Origin of the sequence: Methylobacterium sp. Leaf100, assembly GCF_001422845.1 — a bacterium.
Classification (GTDB): Bacteria; Pseudomonadota; Alphaproteobacteria; order Rhizobiales; family Beijerinckiaceae; genus Methylobacterium.
In genome coordinates, this window is the sequence record NZ_LMMW01000015.1 from 10,309 (window position 1) to 29,101 (window position 18,793).

An 18,793-nucleotide genomic window follows, 5' to 3' on the forward strand; every position below is an offset into this window, starting at 1 on the left:
TCGGGAAAGCCGCATGTTTTGCGGGGGCTGTGACCCTTGGGCGACTGGCGGAAGCTCAGGCCTGTTCCATGTTCCAAGGGATGAACTTCCTCGTCCCCGATCGCATCGAAGCCGGCCCTGCCCGAATCCGCGCCGCCGCCCGCGCGGTTTCGCGGCTCGCCGCCGAGCGGGCGGACGCCCTCGACCGAACCGGCGGATTTCCGGCGCAGGACGTGGCCCATTGCCATGAGGCCGGCCTGCTCGCGGCACCGCTTCCCATGGCCCTCGGCGGCGCTGGCCTCGATGCGCCCACCATGGCGCCGGTGCTCCTCGACGTCCTCGCGGAAGTCGGCCGCGGTAGCCTCGCCCTCGGGCGGCTCTACGAGGGCCATGTCAACGCCCTGTCGCTGATCCTGCGCTACGCGTCCGAGTCCGTGCTCGCGCGTCTCGCGGCGGATGTCCGCGCCGGGCACCTGTTCGGGGTCTGGAACACCCAGCCCCAGGCCGGCGGCCTCGACCTCGATCCCCTTGGGGCCGGCCTGCTCGGTGGCGTGAAATCCTTCGCCTCGGGGGCGGGATCGGTGACGCGACCCCTCGTCACCGCGCGGCGGCCCGATGGGCGCCAGCAGATGCTCGTCGTCACCCTGGAGCCCGACACCCGGGCCGACCTGACTTCGTGGTGCGCCCACGGCATGCGCGCCTCGACCTCGGGGGTGCTCGACTTCTCCGGGCTTCCCGTGGACAGGCAGGCGGCGGTGGGTGAGGCCGACGATTACTTCCGCGAGCCGCATTTTTCCGGTGGCGCTTGGCGCTTCACCGCCGTGCAGCTCGGCGGGATCGAGGCCGTGTTCGATACCGTGCGGGCGCATCTCGTCGCCACCGGGCGCGGTGGCGACCCACATCAGGCGGCGCGTCTCGGCGAGGCGGCCATCGCCGTGGAGACGGCGCGGCTCTTCGTTAGCCGGGCCGCTGCCCTCGCCAACGACCCCGACGCGGAGCCCGCGCGGGTGATCGCCTACGTCAACCTCACCCGCATCGCCGTGGAGCGCGCCGGCCTCGACGTGCTGGAGCGCGCCCAGCGCTCCGTGGGGCTCGCCGGCTTCCTCCAGACCCACCCCCTGGAGCGTCTCATGCGCGATCTCGCCACCTATCTGCGCCAGCCGGGTCCCGACCGGGCGCTGACCCACGCCGCCGCCCACGTGCTGGCCGACGACCGCCCGGCCGACACCCTCTGGCGCGACCCACGCGATGCGAACCGCGCGGGTCTCCAGTCCGGTCGCGCCGCATGACCCGACCCACCGAATCCCTCCCGCCAGATTATTTCGACGGTATCTACGCCGGAAACCCGGACCCGTGGGGGTTCACCACCAGCGCCTACGAGGCGGCCAAGTACGACGCCACCCTGGCGGCCCTCTCGCGAGACACCTATGGCGAGGCTCTCGAAGTCGGCTGCTCCATCGGCGTGCTGACCCGGCGGCTGGCGGAACGTTGCACCCGGCTCCTGTCCCTCGACGTCGCCGAGACCGCCATCGCGGCGGCCCGTGCCCGCTGCGCCGACAGCCCGCACGTCGCGTTCCTGCGCGCGGCGGTGCCCGACGCGTGGCCGCCCGGCCGGTTCGACCTCATCCTGGTATCGGAGGTGCTGTACTTCTTCACCCGCGCCGACCTCGCCCGCCTCGCCGGACACATGGTGCGGGCGGTGAAGCCCGGTGCCGACATCGTCCTCGTCCACTGGATCGGCGAGACGAACTATCCGCTCAGCGGCGACGACGCCGTCGAGGCGCTCATCGCCGGAACGGCCGGTACCCTGGAGCCGTATCGCCAGACCCGTACGGACCGCTACCGCCTCGATGTGCTGCGGACGATCGGTGCCACGCCATGACCGGCCGGGTGCCTCGGCAGACGGTGTTCCGGCACCGCGCCTGGGTGCGCCTGACCCATTGGGTGAACACGGCTGCGTTCGGCGCGCTCTTGGTGAGCGGCATCGCAATCCTGCTCGCCCTGCCGCGCCTGTTCTGGGGCGAGACCGGCGCCAACGACGCCCCCGCCGCCCTGGTGCTGCCTCTCCCGGTGAACCTCGAGCAGACCGGCTGGGGCCGTAATCTCCACTTTCTCGCCGCCTGGATCCTCGTCCTCAACGGCGGGATCTACCTGCTCCTCGCGCTCTTCGGCGGACATCTGCGCCGCAACCTCCTGCCGGACCGGGATCAGCTGGCGCCCGACCACCTCGCCCGCGAGATCGCCGACCATGCCCGGCTGCGGCCGGCCACGGGGCGGGAGGCTCTGCGCTACAACGCCCTACAGAAATTCGCCTATCTGGCCGTGATCCTGGGCTTGTTCCCCCTGATGGTGCTCACCGGCCTCACCATGTCGCCCGGCGTCACGGCGGCGTTCCCCGAGCTTTTCACCCTGTTCGGCGGCCGGCAATCGGCCCGCACCCTGCACTTCGTCTTCGCCAGCCTGCTGGTCCTGTTCCTCCTCGTCCATGTCGGTCAGGTCTTCGTCGGCGGGGCCGTCAACCTCACGCGCTCGATGATCACCGGGCGCTTCGCCGTTCCGCCGGACACGCCAGCCAACCGGGAGACACCCGATGCGTGACCTGTCGCGCCGCCGCCTCCTCACCGGTTCGGGGGCCCTCTTCGGTGCCGGCCTCGTGAGCGGCTGCCATGCGCCGGCCCTGTCGCATCTGGCCACCCCCTACGACTGGAGCAACGGCCTCACCTTCGCGGTCCAGCGCTGGCTGCTCCGGCACCAGCCCCTGGTGCGCGAGTTCGACCGCAGCCAGATCTCGACGGTGTTCCCCACCATCAACACCACCGATCCCGACGACCCCGCCTACAAGCGATCGAGGCAAACTGCGTTCGCCGACTGGAAGCTGCCCGTCACCGGCCTCGTGGAGCGGCCCGGCGCCTTCTCCCTCGCCGACCTCAAGGCGATGCCGTCGCGCACCCAGGTGACCCTGCATTCCTGCGAGCAGGGCTGGTCGGCCATCGGCGAGTGGACCGGCGTACCCCTGGCCCGTCTCCTCGCGCAGGTGGGGCTGAAGCCTGAGGCCCGCTTCATCGTGATCCGCAGCGTCGATGGCTGGTGGGACAGCTACGACCTGTTCGACGCGCTCCACCCGCAGACCATCCTCGCCTACGGCATGAACGGAGGCGACCTACCGGTGAAGCACGGCGCGCCCCTGCGCCTGCGCGTGGAACGCCAGCTCGGCTACAAGAGCCTCAAGTACATCTCGGCCATCGAGGCGGCCGAGCGCGTCGACGGCTACGGCAAGGGACGCGGCAGCATGGTCGCCGAACTCGGCTTCCCCTGGTACGCCGGCATCTGATCAGCCGCCCAAAGCGAGGCCGCCCAGGGCCGTCAGCCCGACGACGATCCAGGGCGCGACGCCCCCCACCGTCAGGAGCACGAAGGCGGTGGCGGCGAGGGCCACATCTCGGGCGCTGCCGATGGCGCCCGTCCAGACCGGATCGTAGAGGGCGGCGGCGAGCAGCCCGACCACGGCGGCGTTGCCCCCGCGCAGGGCCGCCTGGGCCAGGGGCTTCCTGCGGAGTTCGTCCCAGAACGGCAGGGCGCCGGTGACGAGGAGGAGGCCGGGCAGGAAGATCGCCGCCAGCGCCAGGGCAGCGCCCGGAAATCCGTTCGGCGGCGGCTTCAGGGCGGCACCCAGATAGGCCGCGAAGGTGAAGAGGGGCCCCGGCACGGCCTGCGCCGCGCCGTAGCCGGCGAGGAACGCGTCGGCGCCGATCCAGCCCGGATCGACGGTGCCGGCCCGCAGGAGCGGCAGCACCACGTGGCCGCCGCCGAAGACGAGGGCTCCGGCCCGGTAGAACGCATCGACCACGGCGATGCCCTGCGAGGGCAGCCAGGTCGCCAGGATCGGCAAGCCGACGAGCAGCCCCAGAAACAGCGTCAGCGCCACGGTCCCCGTCCGCCGGGACAGGGGAACGGAGAGGTGTCCGACCGGGGTGGGAGCCATCGCCCGGCACAGGACGAGGCCGGCGACGGCGCCGAACCCGATCGCACCGACCTGACCGAACGCCGTCGGGGCCAGCACCGCGAGCCAGAGAGCACCGAGTGCGATCCCGGCACGCATGGGGTCCGGCGCCAGGGTTCTGGCCATGCCCCAGACGGCCTGGGCCACGACCGCCACGGCGACGAGCTTGAGGCCGTGCAGGAGGCCAGCCAGCATGGGGCCGCCCGATCCGGCGCCGTAGGCGATTCCGACGAGGATCAGGGCGGACGGCAGGGTGAAGCCCGCAAAGGCCGCGAGCCCGCCCCACAGGCTCCCCGCCCGAAGGATTCCAAGGGCGAACCCGACCTGGCTCGAGGCGGGACCGGGGAGGAACTGGCACAGGGCGACGAGGTCGGCGTAGGCCGCTTCGTCGATCCAGCGCCGCCGCGCCACGAAGGCCTCGCGAAAGTAGCCGAGATGGGCGACGGGGCCGCCGAAGGCCGTGAGGCCAAGCTTCAGGAAGGCAACGAAGACTTCCCGGACGGAGCCTGCTGGGGAGTCAGGCAAGAGCGCCGCAGGCTCAGGCAAGCCCGCCGCAGGCTCAGGCAAGCCCGCCGGCCTCGACGATGAACCGGGCGACGGTGTCGGCACCGTGGCCGTCGCGGAGCGAGGCGAACACGTAGGGGCGCGTCCCCCGCATCCGCTTGGTGTCGGCCTCCATCACGCCGAGGTCGGCGCCGACCAGGGGCGCGAGGTCGGTCTTGTTGACGATGAGGAGATCGGAGCGGGTGATGCCGGGGCCGCCCTTGCGCGGGATCTTCTCGCCCCCGGCGACGTCGATGACGTAGAGGGTGAGGTCGGCGAGCTCCGGCGAGAAGGTGGCCGCGAGGTTGTCGCCACCCGATTCGATGAGGATCAGGTCGAGCTTCGGAAAACGCCGGCGCATCTCGGCCACGGCCGCGAGGTTGATGGACGCGTCCTCGCGGATCGCCGTGTGCGGGCAGCCGCCGGTCTCGACCCCCATGATCCGCTCCTCGGGCAACGCGCCCGCCACCGTGAGGATGCGGGCATCCTCCTTGGTGTAGATGTCATTGGTGATGGCGCAGATGTCATAGGTGTCGCGGAAGCGCTTGCAGAGCTGCTCCATCAGGGCGGTCTTGCCGGAGCCGACGGGGCCGCCGATGCCGACGCGCAAAGGACCGTTGGGAGAGCGGCCGTTGGGAGAGGTCATCGTTGGGTTTTTCACGAACGGAAAATCCGAGAGTACTGGGTTTCGTGCCGGAACGAGCCGAGATCGAGGGCCAGGGTGGCGCTGCCGAGGTCGTCCAGGGTGAGGTCCGGGACGGTGGCCGCGAGCGCCACCACGCGCGGCGTCAGGGCCGCGATCACCCGCGTGCCGGCGCTCTGGCCGATGGGCGCGCAGCGCAGGGCCGCCGAGACGAGGTTCTGTAGGAAAGCGAGGCCGAAGGCGGCCAGCGTCGGGGGCAGGGCCATGCCATGGGCGCCGGCCGCGACGCCGACCGCCACGGGATAAGCCACCGGGCCGGGCAGGGTCTCGGCGAGGCGGATGAGGACAGGGGTCGGCCAGGCCGCCAGGGTGGCGTCGAGGAAGCTGCGGCCCTGCTGGCTCGTCTCCAGGTGAAGCTCGCGCGATGGGGCCAGCGCCAGGGCGAGGTCGTTGAGGCCTGCCAACGCCACATTGTCTTCCACCAGAGACGCGCCATGGGCGTGCACTACGAGGATGAGGTCGTTGCGGCCTGACCCCAGTTCGAGCACGTCGGCGAGCCAGTCCACGAGGGAAGCTTCCCCGGACACGTCTCCGGCGTCCACGGCCGCTTCGAGCCCGTGCGAATAGGCATAGGCCCCCACGGGATAGCCCGGCGACAGCCACGCCATCAGGCGCAGGGCGTCAATCATGGGTGTGCGAATGACCGTGATGGTGGGTGTCGCCGTGGTGATGGTGCCCGGCGGCCTCGCCCGCATAGGCGCCCCCCTCGGGGCGGAACGGACGCTCCACCGCCTCGGCGGTGCCCCCTAAGCCCCTCACCATCTCGGCGAGGACGTGATCGTGGGCGATGTAGACCGCATCCGGGGCGATCTCGGCCGGGATATGGCGGTTGCCGATATGCCAGATCAGCCGCTTGAGGGCGTGGTCGTCGGCGGCCCGGATCGCCAGCAGGCGTTCCGGCGCGGCCTCGACCCAGACGAGGCGCCCGTCCTGCAGCACCAGGGCGTCGCCGTCGTCGAGCACCGTCGGCTCGGCGAGATCGAGGAGGAACGCCACGCCGCCCACCCCCCGCATGGCCATGCGGCGGCGGTGGCGATCGGCGTGGTCGAGGACGATGCGGTCGACGATCTCACCCACGAGGGCGTCGCGGCGCAGGACATGGGTGGCGCGGATCATGGAAAGGGAACCCGTTTGGGGACGCGTCCGCCCGGCGCAGGAGGCGTCGTCACACGACTTTTGGAGCGAGCGGACCGGGATAGAACCCATCGTCCAGGAGCTGAGCCATGGAATAGGGACAAACCTCCGGAAACGTGGCCTCGGGAAGGCCGGTCTCATCGGCGGCCCGAACGCGGGCGAGGCGATAGCTTTTGGCAAGCACGGTCTCCGGCCAGGATCTCAGGCTCGGGCTGACGTCGACGAGGCCGTCGATCTGGAGACGCTGTTCGACGATGGAGGCGCGCCAGCCATACTTGCGCTTCTCCGGCCGGAGCTCCCATCTCAGGAGGTGCTGCAGCAGGATCGCCAGCCGGTTCCGGATCTCGGATTTCTGCGATCCGCCCACGCTCTCGATCTCTTCGGCCAGATGGTGCCAGTCGATGTCCTGCCGCCGGCCCGTTCGGAGCAGAGCGGCCTGGGCCTGCGTCCAAAGGTACAGATCGGTGTCGTAGAGGTCTGGCTCGGGAAGAGTCCGGCCCGGGGGCGGGCTCAGGGCAGCCTTGGACATGGGGCCTCCGCTGGCATCGCCGCCATCATACCTCAAAACAGGAAGTACCGCTGCGCCATGGGCAGCACCTCGGCGGGCTCGCAGACCAGCAACTCGCCGTCGGCCCGGACATCGTAGGTCTCGGGATCGACTTCGATGGCGGGCGTGGCGTCGTTGAGGATCATGCTCTTCTTCGAGATGCCGCCGCGCACGTTCTCGACGGCCACCAGCCGCTTCTGCACCCCGAGCCGCTCTGCGAGCCCATCCTCGATGGCGGCTTTCGAGACGAAGGTGAGGGCGGTCGCGAAGGGCGAGCGACCGATGGCGCCGAACATCGGCCGGTAATGCACGGGCTGTGGCGTCGGGATCGAGGCGTTGGGGTCGCCCATGGGAGCGGTGGCGATCATGCCGCCCTTGATGACGAGATCGGGCTTCACCCCGAAGAAGGCGGGCGTCCAGAGGACCAGATCGGCGAGCTTGCCGGGCTCCACCGAGCCGACATGGGCCGAGACCCCGTGCGCGATGGCCGGGTTGATGGTGTATTTCGCGATGTAGCGTCGGGCGCGCAGGTTGTCGTTGCCCGAGGCGTCGCCCGGCAGGGCGCCGCGCTGGCGCTTCATCTTGTCCGCCGTCTGCCAGGTGCGGATCACGACCTCGCCGACCCGGCCCATGGCCTGACTGTCCGACGACATCATCGAGAGGGCTCCGATGTCGTGCAGGATGTCCTCGGCCGCGATGGTCTCGCGCCGGATGCGGCTCTCGGCGAAGGCGAGGTCCTCGGCGATCGCCGGATCGAGGTGGTGGCACACCATCAGCATGTCGAGATGCTCGTCGATGGTGTTCTTCGTGTACGGGCGCGTGGGGTTGGTGGAGGAGGGCAGCACGTTGGCCAGGCCCGCGACCTTGATGATGTCGGGCGCGTGCCCGCCGCCGGCCCCCTCCGTGTGGAAGGCGTGGATGGTCCGCCCCGCGAAGGCTTTGATCGTGTCTTCGACGAAGCCGGATTCGTTGAGCGTGTCGGAGTGGATCATCACCTGCACGTCGTGCAGGTCCGCCACCGTCAGGCAGGTGTCGATGGCCTGTGGCGTGGTGCCCCAATCCTCGTGCAGCTTGAGGGCGCAGGCGCCGGCGCGGATCATCTCCACGAGGCTCTCGGGCCGCGACGCGTTGCCCTTGCCGGCGAAGGCGAGGTTCATCGGAAAGCTGTCCGCCGCCTCGATCATCCGGGCGAGATGCCAGGGTCCGGGCGTGCAGGTGGTGGCGAAGGTGCCGTGGGCCGGCCCCGTGCCGCCGCCCAGCATGGTGGTGACGCCGGAGCAGAGCGCCTCCTCGATCTGCTGCGGGCAGATGTAGTGGATGTGGCTATCGAACCCGCCCGCCGTGAGGATCTTTCCTTCACCGGCGATCACCTCCGTGCCGGGGCCGACCACGATGTCGACGCCCGGCTGGATGTCGGGGTTGCCGGCCTTGCCGAGGCGGACGATGCGGCCCTTCACAATGCCGACATCGCACTTCACCACGCCCCAATGGTCGAGAACCACGGCGTTGGTGATGACGGTGTCGACGGCCCCGTCCTGGTTCGTCACCTGGGATTGCCCCATCCCATCGCGGATCACCTTGCCGCCGCCGAACTTCACCTCCTCGCCGTAGGTGGTGTGGTCGCGCTCGACCTCGATGACGAGGGAGGTATCGGCAAGGCGGATGCGATCGCCCGTGGTTGGGCCGAACATGTCGGCATAGGCGGCCCGGGGCAGGGCGGCGCGGGGGGGCAGGGTGGCCATGGCTAGAGCGCTCCCATCACGTCGCCGCGAAAACCGTACACGGTGCGGGTCCCGCCGAGCGGCACCAGCACCACGTCCCGCGTGGCGCCCGGCTCGAACCGCACCGCCGTGCCGGGGGCGATGTCGAGGCGCTGGCCGCGGGCCGCCTCGCGGTCGAACGTCAGGCCCGGATTGACCTCGTAGAAGTGGTAGTGCGAGCCGACCTGGATCGGCCGGTCGCCGACGTTGGACACCGTGACGAGGGTGCGGGGCAGGTCGGCGTTGAAGACGATCTCGCCGGGCTGCGTCGTCACGGTGCCGGGCACCTCGACCGAGGCCGCGCCCCGGATCGGATGGTGGACCGTGACGAGCTTGGTGCCGTCCGGAAACGTCGCCTCGACCTGTATGTCGTGGATCATCTCGGGAATGCCGTCCATGCACTGCTCGGCGGTGAGCACGTGGCCGCCCGCCTGCATGAGCTCGGCCACGGAGCGACCGTCGCGGGCCCCCTCGACCACGAAGTCGCTGATGAGCGCCACGGCCTCGGGATAGTTCAGCTTCACCCCGCGGGCGAGCCGGTTGCGGGCGACCTGGGCGGCCATGGCGAGGAGGAGCTTGTCCTTTTCGCGCGGGGTCAGGAGCACGGGGAAACCTCGGGTTGGGCCGTCGAAGCACGGACGCGGACAGGCAAGGACCGTGCGCGGTGGGTCATCCCCGCATGGATGCATCCCGGCGCCGGTGGCGCAAGGGCATCCCGGATCCGGCGCCCGGGTGCAAGGCCGAGGCACCGGATCGGTTGACAGGACGCGGCGCGGCGTCCGAACAGCGACGGTCGATGGAGACCTCGATGGACGCTCCGCACAGGAAGGCCGCCGTGACCGATCCCCGTGATTTCGTCGGCTACGGCCGCACGCCGCCCCATCCGCACTGGCCGAACGACGCCCGGATCGCCGTTCAGATCGTGCTGAACTACGAGGAGGGGGCCGAGAACTCGATCCTGCACGGGGATGCGGCCTCCGAGGCGTTCCTTTCCGAGATCGTCGGCGCGCAGCCCTGGCCGGGCCAGCGTCACATGAACATGGAATCGCTGTACGAGTACGGCTCCCGCGCCGGGTTCTGGCGCATCTGGCGGCTCCTGCGGGCGCGCGGCGTGCCCGTGACGGTGTTCGCCGTCGCCAACGCCCTGGCTCGGGTGCCCGACATCGCGGCGGCCATGCGCGCGGCGGAGTGGGAGATCGCCTGCCACGGCCTGAAATGGATCGACTATCGCGACTTCACCCGCGCGGCCGAGAAGGCGCACATGGCGGAAGCGATCCGCATCCACGAAGCGGTGACGGGGGAGCGCCCGCGCGGCTGGTACACGGGACGCTCGTCCATCCACACCCTCGACCTCGGCCTGGAGGCGGGCTTCGCCTACCTGTCGGATTCCTACGCGGACGACCTGCCCTACTGGATCGGCACCTCGGACCGGCGCGGCCTCGTGGTGCCCTACACGCTGGACGCCAACGACATGCGCTGCGTGGCCGCGCAGGGCTTCAACACCGCCGCCCACTTCGCGACCTACCTGTGCGACACCTTCGACGCCCTCTACGCCGAGGGCGAGACGGCGCCCAGGATGATGTCGGTGGGCCTGCATTGCCGCCTCGTCGGCCGACCGGGCCGGATCGCCGCGCTCACCCGCTTCCTCGACCATGTCGCGGCCCACGACCGGGTCTGGATCACCCGCCGCATCGACATCGCCGAACATTGGGCCCGGCACCATCCACCGGCGTGATGCCCCGGCTATTCAGATTGGTCTGAGGCAGGGACCGATCGGGCCGTGTCCGGCCCGGGGCCGTTCCGCTCGGCGCGCTCCATCCGGGCCTTGTGCAGGCCGTCGTAGAGTTTCTGCACCTCCTGGATGGTGGTGTGTCCACGGCTCCAGTTGGTCTCGCGGACGTTGACCGGCGTGAAGGCGCTGTGCGAGCGGCCCCCGAAGCCGTTGTAGATCACCGTCTCGGCCGCGCCCGGGCCGGCCGGGTAGTCGATGCGGTAAGACGGGGCGAGCCATTTCCCGGGGCCGCGCTTGCCCGTGATGCCGATGCGCAGATGGGCGTCGCCGTGCCGCTTCTGGCAGAACCGCATATTGCCGAGCACCCGGCGCAGATACTCGTTGGCATCCTCCAGATCGGCCACCACGTCGGCGATGGTCGCGTCGGGAGGCAGATGGGTCTTCTGAATCATGGATCTCGGGCCTCGTGCGGGCGGGACCATACCGGCGGTGGCGGACGAGGGCCAGGACGGGCGGGTTCGCGCGCCTCCGCGGCCGACCTGCAACGGCGACCTGCGCATCAGGTCTGTTCAGGGACCTTGCCGGAGGCCAGACGCCGAAGGCGGCCCTTGCGCATTTCGTACTGGAAGATCGACGTCAGGGCCGGCGCGGCATCGGGCTCGGGCGCCGGCAAGGCGAGGGGGGCGACGGGCGGAGTGAGTCTGCGCTGCGTCGGCGCTCCGGCCTCCCGGCGCATGAGGGCGAGCCGGACCACGGTCCAGTCGTGCATCATCGCGGCGGCGGTCTCGGGATCGGTGGCGATCCTGGTGCTCGCCCCGTCGGAGAAGCGCGCCCGCAGGGTGATGGCGGCGTGCAGGGTCCCGCCGAGGGCACCGAGGCCGAGGCCGACGAAGGACGCCGCCAGATCGAAGGGACGGGGCAGGGGCCCCGCCGCGTGCAGGGCCGAACGGAGGCCGCCGGCGATCCCGGCCCGGCGCGGGGAAGCGGCGCCGTCCTCGATCACGAGGTCCACGAGATCCTCGACGCCCCGCGTCGCGCCGCCCGGCAGGTGCAGCAGGCCGGTCTCGTAGTCACCCGGTCCCGTCGCATCGGAAAAGCCGAGGCCTGCGCCTTCGAGGATTCGGATCTCGCTCATCATCGCTTTCCGGCGGTCACGCGTCGGCGCCGTCACGGCACCCTACCGCCGCATGTGTCCGAAACAGGGCCGGCGCGTCAGGTGAGGGGAGGGACATGCGTCCCATAGGCCTCGGCCATCCGGTCGATGGCCGCGAGCTTGGTCTGAAGTGCAGACCAGTCGTCGCGCTCGGCGATGGGCGCCCACAGGCCCTCGACCTCTTCGATCAGCATCGTGCAGGGCTCCGGATCGGCGAAATACGGATGCGCCAGGCGGCCCGCATCGAGGGGACGCATCGCCCCCAGGCTCTCACGGACCGGCGCGAACGCCTCCGAGGCGTAGAGGGCGGCCGACGGGCTCGCCGCCGCCCGAGCCTCCGAGGCCAGGCCGCCGTACCAGTCGAAGAACGTGCGCTCGAACGGAGCTCCGCTGCGCGCGAGGAAGCCCCAGAATGCACCGACGAACCGGTGCACCGCCGCATCGTCGGTGCGCGCGAGGCCGAGCCGCGCCAGGAGCGCATCGGCGAAGGCTTCCTGCAGATTCGGGCCGAACAGCTTGAGGGCGGCTTCGAGCGCATCCTGCGGTGCGAAGGGCGTGAGGCATTCGGCGAGCCGGCTCACGTTCCAGAACAGGGCCTCCGGCTGTCGGCCGAAGCTGTAGAGGCCCTGGACGTCGAAATAGGCGGCGGTGAAGGCCGGATCGTTGACGGGCGCGAAGCGCCACGGCCCGTAATCGAAGCTCTCGCCGGTGACGTTGATGTTGTCGGTGTTGAGGACCCCGTGGACGAAGCCGGCGGCCATCCACTGCGCGCCCGTGCGCGCCACCCGCCGGCACACGGCCTCGAGAAACGCGACGGTGCGGACCGGCGTCTCCTCTCGCCAGAGCTCGGGCATGTGGAGGCGGATCGTGTGATCCATCAGCTTCAGGATGTTGTCGGGCTCGTCGAGGGCCAGGAAGCGCTGGAACGAGCCGATGCGGATGTGGCTGTGGCTGAGACGCACGAGAACAGCCGAGCGTGTGGGGGAGGGCTCGTCGCCGCGCTCCAACGCCTCCCCGGTCTCGATGAGGCTGAAGGTCTTGGAGGTGTTCACCCCGAGGGCCTCCAGCATGCCGGTGGCGAGGATCTCGCGCACGCCGCCCTTGAGGGTGAGGCGCCCATCGGCCGTGCGCGACCAGGGCGTGCGCCCGCTGCCCTTGGTGGCGAGATCGAGAAGGCGTCCGTCGCCGAGATCGTAGGCCTGCGCGAACAGGAACCCGCGCCCGTCGCCGAGATCGGGATTGTACGAGCGGAACTGGTGGCCGTGATAGCGCAGGGCGAGGGGCTGCGGGAAACTGCCGGGCAGGGGCTCGAACCGGCCGAGATGGGCGATCCACTCCGCCTCCGTCAGGTCACCGAGGCCGATCCGCTCCGCCCAGGGTTGGTTGCGGTAGCGCAGAATCGTCTGGGGGAAGGCGGCGGGCGCCACGACATCGTAGAACGCCTCGCCGAGTTCGGCGTGGCGCTGCGCGAGGCGCGCTGTGGTGATCGGCATCGAACGTCCTGAGGTTCGGCAACCCCGTTCGATCGGGCGTTGCGGGATGAGAGGTCAATCGCCGACAGGCCCGTGATGATCCCCGGCGGGACGATCCCGGGGGAGGACGATCCCGGGGCAGGGGGCTCCTCACAAACCGACCGGGCTCGGGTATAGGGTGGATCATGGACAACATCATCCGACCGACCTTCGGCCAACCCCGCCGCACCGAGCCCGAGGACGAGAGCCGCGTCGAGGTTCTGACCCAGCGCGTCTACGGCGAGGCCGGGGGCTGCCGCGTCTGCCTCGTTCACGACGAGGGCGCCCCCGAGGGCGACGTCTACAAGGTGGTGGCGGGGCTGCTCATCGACGACGAGGTCAGCACCGTGGCGATCCTGCCCGCGACCCCGGAAGGCGAGGTCGATGCCGAGATCGTCGCCCTGGCGATCCTACGGACCCTCGGAATGATCGAGGCCCGGACCGGCGGCCCGGCCATCGCTTGAGGCGAAAGCCGCCAATCTGACGCTTGCATGCTGCGTCGGCTCCATGCTATCGCCCCTCCACCGGAACGGACCGGGCGCGAAACGATCGGTGCACAGCACGGATCGGATCACAAGACAAACCGTCTTAAGCTCCTGCTTTGGTAGGGCTTTTGGGGGATAGTTTAACGGTAGAACAGTGGACTCTGACTCCTCTAGTCGAGGTTCGAATCCTCGTCCCCCAGCCATCTGGCTTGCTCAGTCGTCATAAATTTTCGGTTCGGGATCCTGCTGCGAAGCGGTTTTGGTTACGGCCATTACCGCCGATAGAAGCTGTGGTTCATTGTGGACTGGAGCGGGGCAGGCGCACCGATTTCGCCCTGTGCGAACGTGTTTTCCACCTGAAAGCGGCGGCATCATACGGCCAAGCGTGCGTCCCGGCCGCGTCCGAGTCACGTCGCATACTCCCGACGTTCGGAAGCCGATGCCCTCCACCGTCGTAAGGCGGTCCGGCTTTGCCTCGCCAGTCTCGCGGGCACGCAGTCCCATCTGCGCCGGACGCAGGCCTTTCAACAGTCGGAAGCCGGTTACGGGGCCTTGAAAGGCGACGCGCTCGATCGTACCGGTCTTGCGGTCGATGAGAACTGAGATCATCGGGCCGAGCCCCCCCCGCTCCGCGAACAGCGTGCCCGGAACCGCCCGATCAAGCGGCGCGGCGGCCGGGCTTCTTCGGTGGCCAGCCGAGCGCGACGAGGCGAGCCTTGGCGTAGTCGCGCACCTCGTCGCGCGTGCCCGGCGGCATCTGGCCGAGGGTTCGTTGCGTCTCCGTGTCGAGCATGAGGTCGGTGACCGCGTCGATGCTGGTCATCTCGTCGATCCGGCGCTTGAGATCGGCCTCGGCCTCGGTGACCTCGTCGAAAGGATCGGGATTGTCGAAATCCTCGTCGATCGCCTGGATCGCAGCGGGGTGACCCTGGCGAAACTCGTCGGCCTCCTCCTCTGAATAGACGAGGCCGTGCAGCTCGAGGAGCTTGAGGATCACGCGATCCTTGGCTCGCTTCTCGGCCATGGCGTAAACGTAACCCGCCTGTTTCCCCGAGACGCGATAATTCACGTTGACCAGGGCCTCGCCGATCGACCACTCGACCCGTTCGGTTCCAGGCTTGGCGCCCGGGAGCCGGCCGGTGACGAGGATCACGGCCTCGTCACGTTCGGCCCGCACCAGGGTGGGCGGGTCGAAGCGGATGCCGGCCTGGGCGGCGATGCGCTCCAGGGTCTTATGGTAGATGACCGCCGTGCCCTGCACGCGCCAGACATTCCCTCCGAAGGGCTCGCCGTAGCGGACGAGGATGTCGGCGATCTGCTTGTCAGCCGTTCTCATGGGACGCGCCTGCCTGCCGCGCACCTCGGAGCGCGCATTCGTTCTTCGTCTGTTTCCTATCTATTGAGCCCTAAGAAGACCGACAAGGTGATGCGTCGGCCGTCCGGGTTGTCTCGACGTCCGTGATTTGCCTGGGTCGGACTTGGTGGCCACGCTCCGAGCAGCCCCCAAGCCCTTCGCGGCACATGTGCGGTGATCGTATCGGAGCAGTCGGAGCGACATCGAGCCAGACTCCTGGGCCTCGGCCCCGATGCATCCGCGGTGACAGGCCGACCGGGGCAGGCGGAACGTTGCTCCGGCTCGATTGGCTGCGTAGATAGCCCTTGCGCAAGGAGATGACATGCTGCCGGCTGACAGAACGCTCGTCCTCGTGCGGCATGGGCAAAGCACCGACAACGCGCAGAACCTGTTTTCAGGCTTCCGCAATCCAAGCTTGACGGAACGGGGTGTCGCCGAGGCGAAGGCTGCCGGCCGCGAGCTCAAGGAGCTCGGTTTTCACTTCGATATCGCGTTCACGAGCAAACTGGGGAGGGCGCAACACACCTTGGCTCTCATGTTGGAGCAGTTGGACCAGGGTGATCTCCCTGTTCGCACCGAGGACGCCCTGAACGAGCGGGACTATGGCGAACTCTCGGGTCTGAACAAGGCGGAAGCTCGCAGCCAGTGGAGCCCGGAACAGGTTCACCTCTGGCGCAAATCCTACGATGCCGTTCCTCCGGGTGGTGAAAGCCTTGCCATGACCGCCGCCAGAACGATTCCGTTCTACGAGCAGGCGCTTGCGGTGCGCGTTCAGCAGGGGCAGCGTGTCCTGGTCGTCGCCCATGGCAACTCGCTTCGCTCCATCGTCATGCACCTGGAGAAAATGAGCCCCGAGGCGCTGATGGACTTCAACATCACCACCAGCGAAATCTTGATCTATACCTTTTCGGATATCGGCGGGGTGATCGGGAAGATCTCCGTCGTCGCTCCCTCCGCGCCCGTATAGCCGGGTCCCGGCAGGTGATCGGGGGAGCAGCCTGATCAGCCCCTCCTCGTGCTGCGATCGGTCGGTTCCGGATGCCTCAGGACACCCCCACGCATGATGCCCTTACGCATGACGCCCTCACTGAAGCGAGCCTCCACGTCTTCCTTGCGGCCTTCTACGCCAAGGTGCGGCGCGATCCCCTGATCGGGCCGGTTTTTGCCCGCGTCATTCCCGATGAGGATTGGCCACGCCACCTCACGGTCATCCAGGATTTCTGGTCTTCGGTGCTGCTGAAATCCGGCCGCTACAAGGGCAACCCGTTCGGCAAGCATGGGGCGCTCGGTGACCTGGCCCCCGCCCATTTTGCCCGTTGGCTGGCACTGTTCGAGCAGACGGCCGGGGAAACGTTTTCCGCCGACGTGGCGAGGCTCCTCTCCGAGCGGGCAAACCGGATCGGCGACAGCTTGAAAGCCGGCCTGTTCTTCAGGCCCGCCCCACCGCGGTGAGACCGCCGAGAGTCGTGCAGCCGGGTGCCATCGAGAGGGATCGATCCCCCGGCAGGGCCGTTGGCCTCGCACAGGCCATCATCGGCTGGATTGCACCCATGATCGCTTGTCGGCCGGCGTTCGGGCAGCAGGCAGCGCGAGAGCCCGATGAAGCGATTTCCAGATTTTCCGCCGGCGGCGTTCGTCAAGGACGACCCGAGCCCCGATTCGCTGTTCTACCGGCAGCCGCGCTTCGTCACGCATATCGATGATGCGGCCATCGCGGCGGTGACGGATCTGTACAGGGATGTGGTTCCTGCAGGCGGCGTCCTCCTCGACCTGATGTCGAGTTGGGTCAGCCACCTGCCGAAGGACAGGACTTACGAGCGGATCATCGGCCATGGCTTGAACGCTGCGGAGCTCGCGGCCAACCCTCGCCTGACCGGGCACTTCGTTCAGGATCTCAACGCCGCACCGCACCTCCCTCTGGACACCGCATGCGCCGACGCGGCGTTGATGTGCGCCTCGATTCAGTACCTGCAGCGGCCCATCGATGTCCTGTCCGATGTCGCCCGCGTGTTGCGCCGGGGGGCACCGGTGGTGATCAGCTTCTCGAACCGATACTTCCCCACAAAGGCTGTCGCGATCTGGGGCGCCCTGGATGCGGCGGGACGTGCAAACCTGGTCGAGCGCTACCTGCAGATTGCGGGCTTCGCGCGCACCCAAGTGCGGGCGGTGATCCCGGACCACGGATTCGGCGACCCGCTGACGGCGGTGATTGGCTGGACCGAAGCCGCGTGACGGGTCCGACACCGGGAACGATCCGGGCACCGCTCGGTGCTCCGGAGGCCGGCGTTCGTCCCGGCTCGGCCTCGCCCGTATCCCGATCGAGCCTGCGTGACGACGTCAGGCGGGAACGGGCGATCGGCCGAACATCTCGCCGGCCGAACGACGCACGCTGTCCGCGTAACGGCTCAGCCTGCGCAGGATGGGCGAGCGCCACAGGCCGTATCCATCGTCGCACAGCGGATCGTTCACCACGGGATTTCCATCGCTGCCCACCAGAACGTTGCCGATGTTCGGATCGAGCCCCTGCGGCGACACCGCCCGCAACGCGGCGACGTAGGCTTCGTATCCGGGCCACGCGGCCCTGAACGCTTCGCGGATGCCGTCGAAGCTCGAATGCTCGATGCGGGGCTCGTGGGCCGGCCATTCCACCCTGAACCGGTCGCGGACGCCCTCGTCCAGGGCGACGCCCGGATGGTCCGCGATGACGGCGTGGGCATAGGCCAGCCACCAGGCATCCCGTGCGGGATCGCTCAGCCGTGAGCCCACGGTCATCAGCGCGCCACAGCGACTGACATGCATATCGTGGATACGCGGCGCGTGCGGTCCATCGGAGCCTGCGAACCCCTTGCGAAGCAGGGCCGCGTAATCACCGAACCCGTCGGCCTTGCGAGCGAAGCGCACCACGACGTCCGGGTGGTCCGGATGCGCGTGGACGGTGCCGTGGTACCCGAAACCGATCTCGGACCAGCCCGTGGCGATGAGCGCCGCATAGGCCTCGGCCGCCGACCGTTCGACGATGCCCAGGGCGGCGAGCGAGGGACTGAACGCCTTTTTCTGAGTTCCGAACCCGAACATCGCAGCCACTCCTTCCTGCCGATCGACGGACCGACGCGACACGCCCTCGGCAGCCGCACGGGTGTGGCGTCGAGGAGGGACCGGACGGGCAGGTCCGGCGCGGGTCGAGGCGACCCTGTCGATGTCGGGGGCAGCGTGACGCGCGTGTCACTCCACTGTCACGGAATGACCCGGGTCCCTGAAAAGTTCAATCCCTACGGAAGCGTAAATCGGCCGATGACGGGAATGAGCCGTCTTGACCGACCATCCGGCGCACGTCGTCCATCCCGGCCAGCAGCGTCCGGGCCAGGATTCCATCCGCTTCGCTCAGGCCGCACTCGGTGACCGGACGGACGTGACGCCCCGCATGGGCCGGGCCGACCTCGACGTCGTCGAGGATGAGATAGCGCGTGATGTTGTTTCGGGTCGCGTGCTCGGAGATCTCATCACCCCGCCCGGCCTGCTCGGCGGAGCGCATCGCGCCCGTCTCGGCATCCCGGCTCGACGGCAGGATGGCCGTGCGCCAGTCCGGGTGAAAGCAGTTCGCGGGCAGGCCGGCTTCGACCAGGGTCGGGCGACAATCGCCGACGCGCCACGTCGACGAGACCACCACCCTGGCGTCGAACGCCCGCACCAGGGCGGCTACGAGAGCAACCTGAACCGGATTGAGCCTGTCCTTGCCCGCCTGCCGTTGATAGCCGACCGTCGTCACGACGCCATCCACGTCGAGGTAGACCGTCAGCGGTCCGGCCTCCGTCTGTTCGTTCAAGGGGGCAATCCCGTCCCGTGGCAGCAACCCTGCCTGTACCGCGGACGCCTACCGCGCGGGGCTGCGATC

Annotated in this window: 21 protein-coding genes, 1 tRNA gene and 1 pseudogene; 10 read left to right on the forward strand and 13 right to left on the reverse strand. The window is 69.1% G+C overall.

The features are described from left to right. Positions 1-80: 80 nt before the first annotated feature. The 4 genes from ASF25_RS11540 to ASF25_RS11555 are packed head-to-tail and all read left to right on the forward strand — an operon-like array spanning position 81 to position 3,310. Positions 81-1,268: an acyl-CoA dehydrogenase family protein gene (locus ASF25_RS11540; RefSeq protein WP_056304770.1), complete on the forward strand. Its 1,188-nt coding sequence runs from the start codon at positions 81-83 to the stop codon at positions 1,266-1,268. Continuing rightward, on the forward strand, positions 1,265-1,861 hold the full coding sequence (locus ASF25_RS11545; protein WP_056304772.1) for an SAM-dependent methyltransferase: 597 nt from the start codon (positions 1,265-1,267) through the stop codon (positions 1,859-1,861). The genes ASF25_RS11540 and ASF25_RS11545 overlap by 4 nt, the downstream gene beginning before the upstream one ends. Continuing rightward, positions 1,858-2,577: a cytochrome b/b6 domain-containing protein gene (locus ASF25_RS11550; protein WP_056304774.1), complete on the forward strand. Its 720-nt coding sequence runs from the start codon at positions 1,858-1,860 to the stop codon at positions 2,575-2,577. Before ASF25_RS11545 ends, ASF25_RS11550 begins: the two co-directional genes overlap by 4 nt. Then, positions 2,570-3,310: a molybdopterin-dependent oxidoreductase gene (locus ASF25_RS11555; RefSeq protein ID WP_056304776.1), complete on the forward strand. Its 741-nt coding sequence runs from the start codon at positions 2,570-2,572 to the stop codon at positions 3,308-3,310. Before ASF25_RS11550 ends, ASF25_RS11555 begins: the two co-directional genes overlap by 8 nt. On the opposite strand, the gene chrA is transcribed toward ASF25_RS11555, so the two are convergent. The 7 genes from chrA to ASF25_RS11590 are packed head-to-tail and all read right to left on the reverse strand — an operon-like array spanning position 3,311 to position 9,271. Continuing rightward, entirely contained in the window at positions 3,311-4,504 is a 1,194-nt protein-coding gene (gene chrA / locus ASF25_RS11560) for a chromate efflux transporter (RefSeq protein WP_056304779.1), read from the reverse strand. Between the two features lie 34 nt (positions 4,505-4,538). After that, positions 4,539-5,168, reverse strand: coding sequence for an urease accessory protein UreG (gene ureG / locus ASF25_RS11565; RefSeq protein ID WP_056265404.1), 630 nt, complete (start codon positions 5,166-5,168; stop codon positions 4,539-4,541). A gap of 11 nt (positions 5,169-5,179) precedes the next feature. Beyond that, positions 5,180-5,854, reverse strand: coding sequence for an urease accessory protein UreF (locus tag ASF25_RS11570; protein WP_056304781.1), 675 nt, complete (start codon positions 5,852-5,854; stop codon positions 5,180-5,182). After that, positions 5,847-6,341: an urease accessory protein UreE gene (locus ASF25_RS11575; RefSeq protein WP_056304783.1), complete on the reverse strand. Its 495-nt coding sequence runs from the start codon at positions 6,339-6,341 to the stop codon at positions 5,847-5,849. The genes ASF25_RS11570 and ASF25_RS11575 overlap by 8 nt, the downstream gene beginning before the upstream one ends. Before the next feature lie 49 nt (positions 6,342-6,390). Further along, entirely contained in the window at positions 6,391-6,888 is a 498-nt protein-coding gene (locus ASF25_RS11580) for a DUF29 domain-containing protein (protein ID WP_056304785.1), read from the reverse strand. A 32-nt stretch (positions 6,889-6,920) separates the two neighbouring features. Beyond that, positions 6,921-8,648 (reverse strand): urease subunit alpha, encoded by a 1,728-nt coding sequence (ureC, locus tag ASF25_RS11585; protein ID WP_056171196.1) that lies wholly within the window; start codon positions 8,646-8,648, stop codon positions 6,921-6,923. 2 nt (positions 8,649-8,650) lie between these two features. Then, entirely contained in the window at positions 8,651-9,271 is a 621-nt protein-coding gene (locus ASF25_RS11590; RefSeq protein ID WP_056304787.1) for an urease subunit gamma, read from the reverse strand. Between the two features lie 230 nt (positions 9,272-9,501). On the opposite strand from ASF25_RS11590, the pseudogene puuE reads away from it, so the two are divergent. Next, positions 9,502-10,380 (forward strand): annotated as a pseudogene (gene puuE, locus ASF25_RS11595) (allantoinase PuuE); the annotation flags it as partial. Positions 10,381-10,409: 29 nt separating this feature from the next. Here puuE and ASF25_RS11600 read toward each other — a convergent pair. The 3 genes from ASF25_RS11600 to ASF25_RS11610 form a co-directional block, all read right to left on the reverse strand. Continuing rightward, complete coding sequence (locus ASF25_RS11600) at positions 10,410-10,850, reverse strand: hypothetical protein (RefSeq protein ID WP_200918793.1); 441 nt, start codon at positions 10,848-10,850, stop codon at positions 10,410-10,412. Between the two features lie 107 nt (positions 10,851-10,957). Continuing rightward, positions 10,958-11,533 carry a hypothetical protein gene (locus tag ASF25_RS11605; RefSeq protein WP_156368953.1) on the reverse strand — a complete coding sequence of 192 codons (576 nt, stop codon included), beginning with the start codon at positions 11,531-11,533 and terminating at the stop codon, positions 10,958-10,960. Positions 11,534-11,610: 77 nt separating this feature from the next. Further along, on the reverse strand, positions 11,611-13,044 hold the full coding sequence (locus tag ASF25_RS11610; RefSeq protein ID WP_082502636.1) for a protein adenylyltransferase SelO: 1,434 nt from the start codon (positions 13,042-13,044) through the stop codon (positions 11,611-11,613). Between the two features lie 164 nt (positions 13,045-13,208). On the opposite strand from ASF25_RS11610, the gene ASF25_RS11615 reads away from it, so the two are divergent. Together ASF25_RS11615 and ASF25_RS11620 are read left to right on the forward strand one after the other, a co-directional pair. Beyond that, positions 13,209-13,526 (forward strand): hypothetical protein, encoded by a 318-nt coding sequence (locus ASF25_RS11615; RefSeq protein ID WP_056171202.1) that lies wholly within the window; start codon positions 13,209-13,211, stop codon positions 13,524-13,526. A 150-nt stretch (positions 13,527-13,676) separates the two neighbouring features. Further along, positions 13,677-13,750: transfer RNA gene (locus ASF25_RS11620), tRNA-Gln, on the forward strand. Between the two features lie 455 nt (positions 13,751-14,205). Here the strand turns inward: ASF25_RS11620 and ASF25_RS11625 are convergent. Then, positions 14,206-14,883, reverse strand: coding sequence for a hypothetical protein (locus tag ASF25_RS11625; RefSeq protein ID WP_056171206.1), 678 nt, complete (start codon positions 14,881-14,883; stop codon positions 14,206-14,208). 340 nt (positions 14,884-15,223) lie between these two features. On the opposite strand from ASF25_RS11625, the gene ASF25_RS11630 reads away from it, so the two are divergent. From ASF25_RS11630 to ASF25_RS11640, 3 genes are all read left to right on the forward strand, one after another. Further along, positions 15,224-15,868, forward strand: coding sequence for a 2,3-bisphosphoglycerate-dependent phosphoglycerate mutase (locus ASF25_RS11630; protein WP_056304791.1), 645 nt, complete (start codon positions 15,224-15,226; stop codon positions 15,866-15,868). Between the two features lie 71 nt (positions 15,869-15,939). Next, complete coding sequence (locus ASF25_RS11635) at positions 15,940-16,353, forward strand: group III truncated hemoglobin (RefSeq protein WP_056304793.1); 414 nt, start codon at positions 15,940-15,942, stop codon at positions 16,351-16,353. Between the two features lie 147 nt (positions 16,354-16,500). Then, positions 16,501-17,133: a methyltransferase domain-containing protein gene (locus ASF25_RS11640; RefSeq protein ID WP_056304795.1), complete on the forward strand. Its 633-nt coding sequence runs from the start codon at positions 16,501-16,503 to the stop codon at positions 17,131-17,133. Positions 17,134-17,238: 105 nt separating this feature from the next. On the opposite strand, the gene ASF25_RS11645 is transcribed toward ASF25_RS11640, so the two are convergent. Together ASF25_RS11645 and ASF25_RS11650 are read right to left on the reverse strand one after the other, a co-directional pair. Then, positions 17,239-17,976, reverse strand: coding sequence for a hypothetical protein (locus ASF25_RS11645; RefSeq protein WP_056171212.1), 738 nt, complete (start codon positions 17,974-17,976; stop codon positions 17,239-17,241). Positions 17,977-18,163: 187 nt separating this feature from the next. Beyond that, the gene (locus ASF25_RS11650) at positions 18,164-18,724 is read right to left on the reverse strand and encodes an HAD domain-containing protein (protein ID WP_056171214.1); all 561 of its coding nucleotides are present in this window, start codon (positions 18,722-18,724) and stop codon (positions 18,164-18,166) included. Positions 18,725-18,793 lie beyond the last annotated feature (69 nt).

Bases quoted from the DNA above. Each gene is read 5' to 3' on its own strand.
- ASF25_RS11625 (WP_056171206.1), bottom strand. From the start codon at position 14,883: ATGAGAACGGCTGACAAGCAGATCGCCGACATCCTCGTCCGCTACGGC.
- ASF25_RS11605 (WP_156368953.1), bottom strand. From the start codon at position 11,533: ATGAGCGAGATCCGAATCCTCGAAGGCGCAGGCCTCGGCTTTTCCGAT.
- ASF25_RS11645 (WP_056171212.1), bottom strand. From the start codon at position 17,976: ATGTTCGGGTTCGGAACTCAGAAAAAGGCGTTCAGTCCCTCGCTCGCC.
- ASF25_RS11610 (WP_082502636.1), bottom strand. From the start codon at position 13,044: ATGCCGATCACCACAGCGCGCCTCGCGCAGCGCCACGCCGAACTCGGC.
- ASF25_RS11630 (WP_056304791.1), top strand. From the start codon at position 15,224: ATGCTGCCGGCTGACAGAACGCTCGTCCTCGTGCGGCATGGGCAAAGC.
- ureC (WP_056171196.1), bottom strand. From the start codon at position 8,648: ATGGCCACCCTGCCCCCCCGCGCCGCCCTGCCCCGGGCCGCCTATGCC.
- ASF25_RS11615 (WP_056171202.1), top strand. From the start codon at position 13,209: ATGGACAACATCATCCGACCGACCTTCGGCCAACCCCGCCGCACCGAG.
- ASF25_RS11545 (WP_056304772.1), top strand. From the start codon at position 1,265: ATGACCCGACCCACCGAATCCCTCCCGCCAGATTATTTCGACGGTATC.
- ASF25_RS11575 (WP_056304783.1), bottom strand. From the start codon at position 6,341: ATGATCCGCGCCACCCATGTCCTGCGCCGCGACGCCCTCGTGGGTGAG.
- ASF25_RS11570 (WP_056304781.1), bottom strand. From the start codon at position 5,854: ATGATTGACGCCCTGCGCCTGATGGCGTGGCTGTCGCCGGGCTATCCC.
- ureG (WP_056265404.1), bottom strand. From the start codon at position 5,168: ATGACCTCTCCCAACGGCCGCTCTCCCAACGGTCCTTTGCGCGTCGGC.
- ASF25_RS11600 (WP_200918793.1), bottom strand. From the start codon at position 10,850: ATGATTCAGAAGACCCATCTGCCTCCCGACGCGACCATCGCCGACGTG.
- ASF25_RS11580 (WP_056304785.1), bottom strand. From the start codon at position 6,888: ATGTCCAAGGCTGCCCTGAGCCCGCCCCCGGGCCGGACTCTTCCCGAG.
- ASF25_RS11635 (WP_056304793.1), top strand. From the start codon at position 15,940: ATGCCTCAGGACACCCCCACGCATGATGCCCTTACGCATGACGCCCTC.
- ASF25_RS11550 (WP_056304774.1), top strand. From the start codon at position 1,858: ATGACCGGCCGGGTGCCTCGGCAGACGGTGTTCCGGCACCGCGCCTGG.
- ASF25_RS11540 (WP_056304770.1), top strand. From the start codon at position 81: ATGAACTTCCTCGTCCCCGATCGCATCGAAGCCGGCCCTGCCCGAATC.
- ASF25_RS11640 (WP_056304795.1), top strand. From the start codon at position 16,501: ATGAAGCGATTTCCAGATTTTCCGCCGGCGGCGTTCGTCAAGGACGAC.
- ASF25_RS11555 (WP_056304776.1), top strand. From the start codon at position 2,570: ATGCGTGACCTGTCGCGCCGCCGCCTCCTCACCGGTTCGGGGGCCCTC.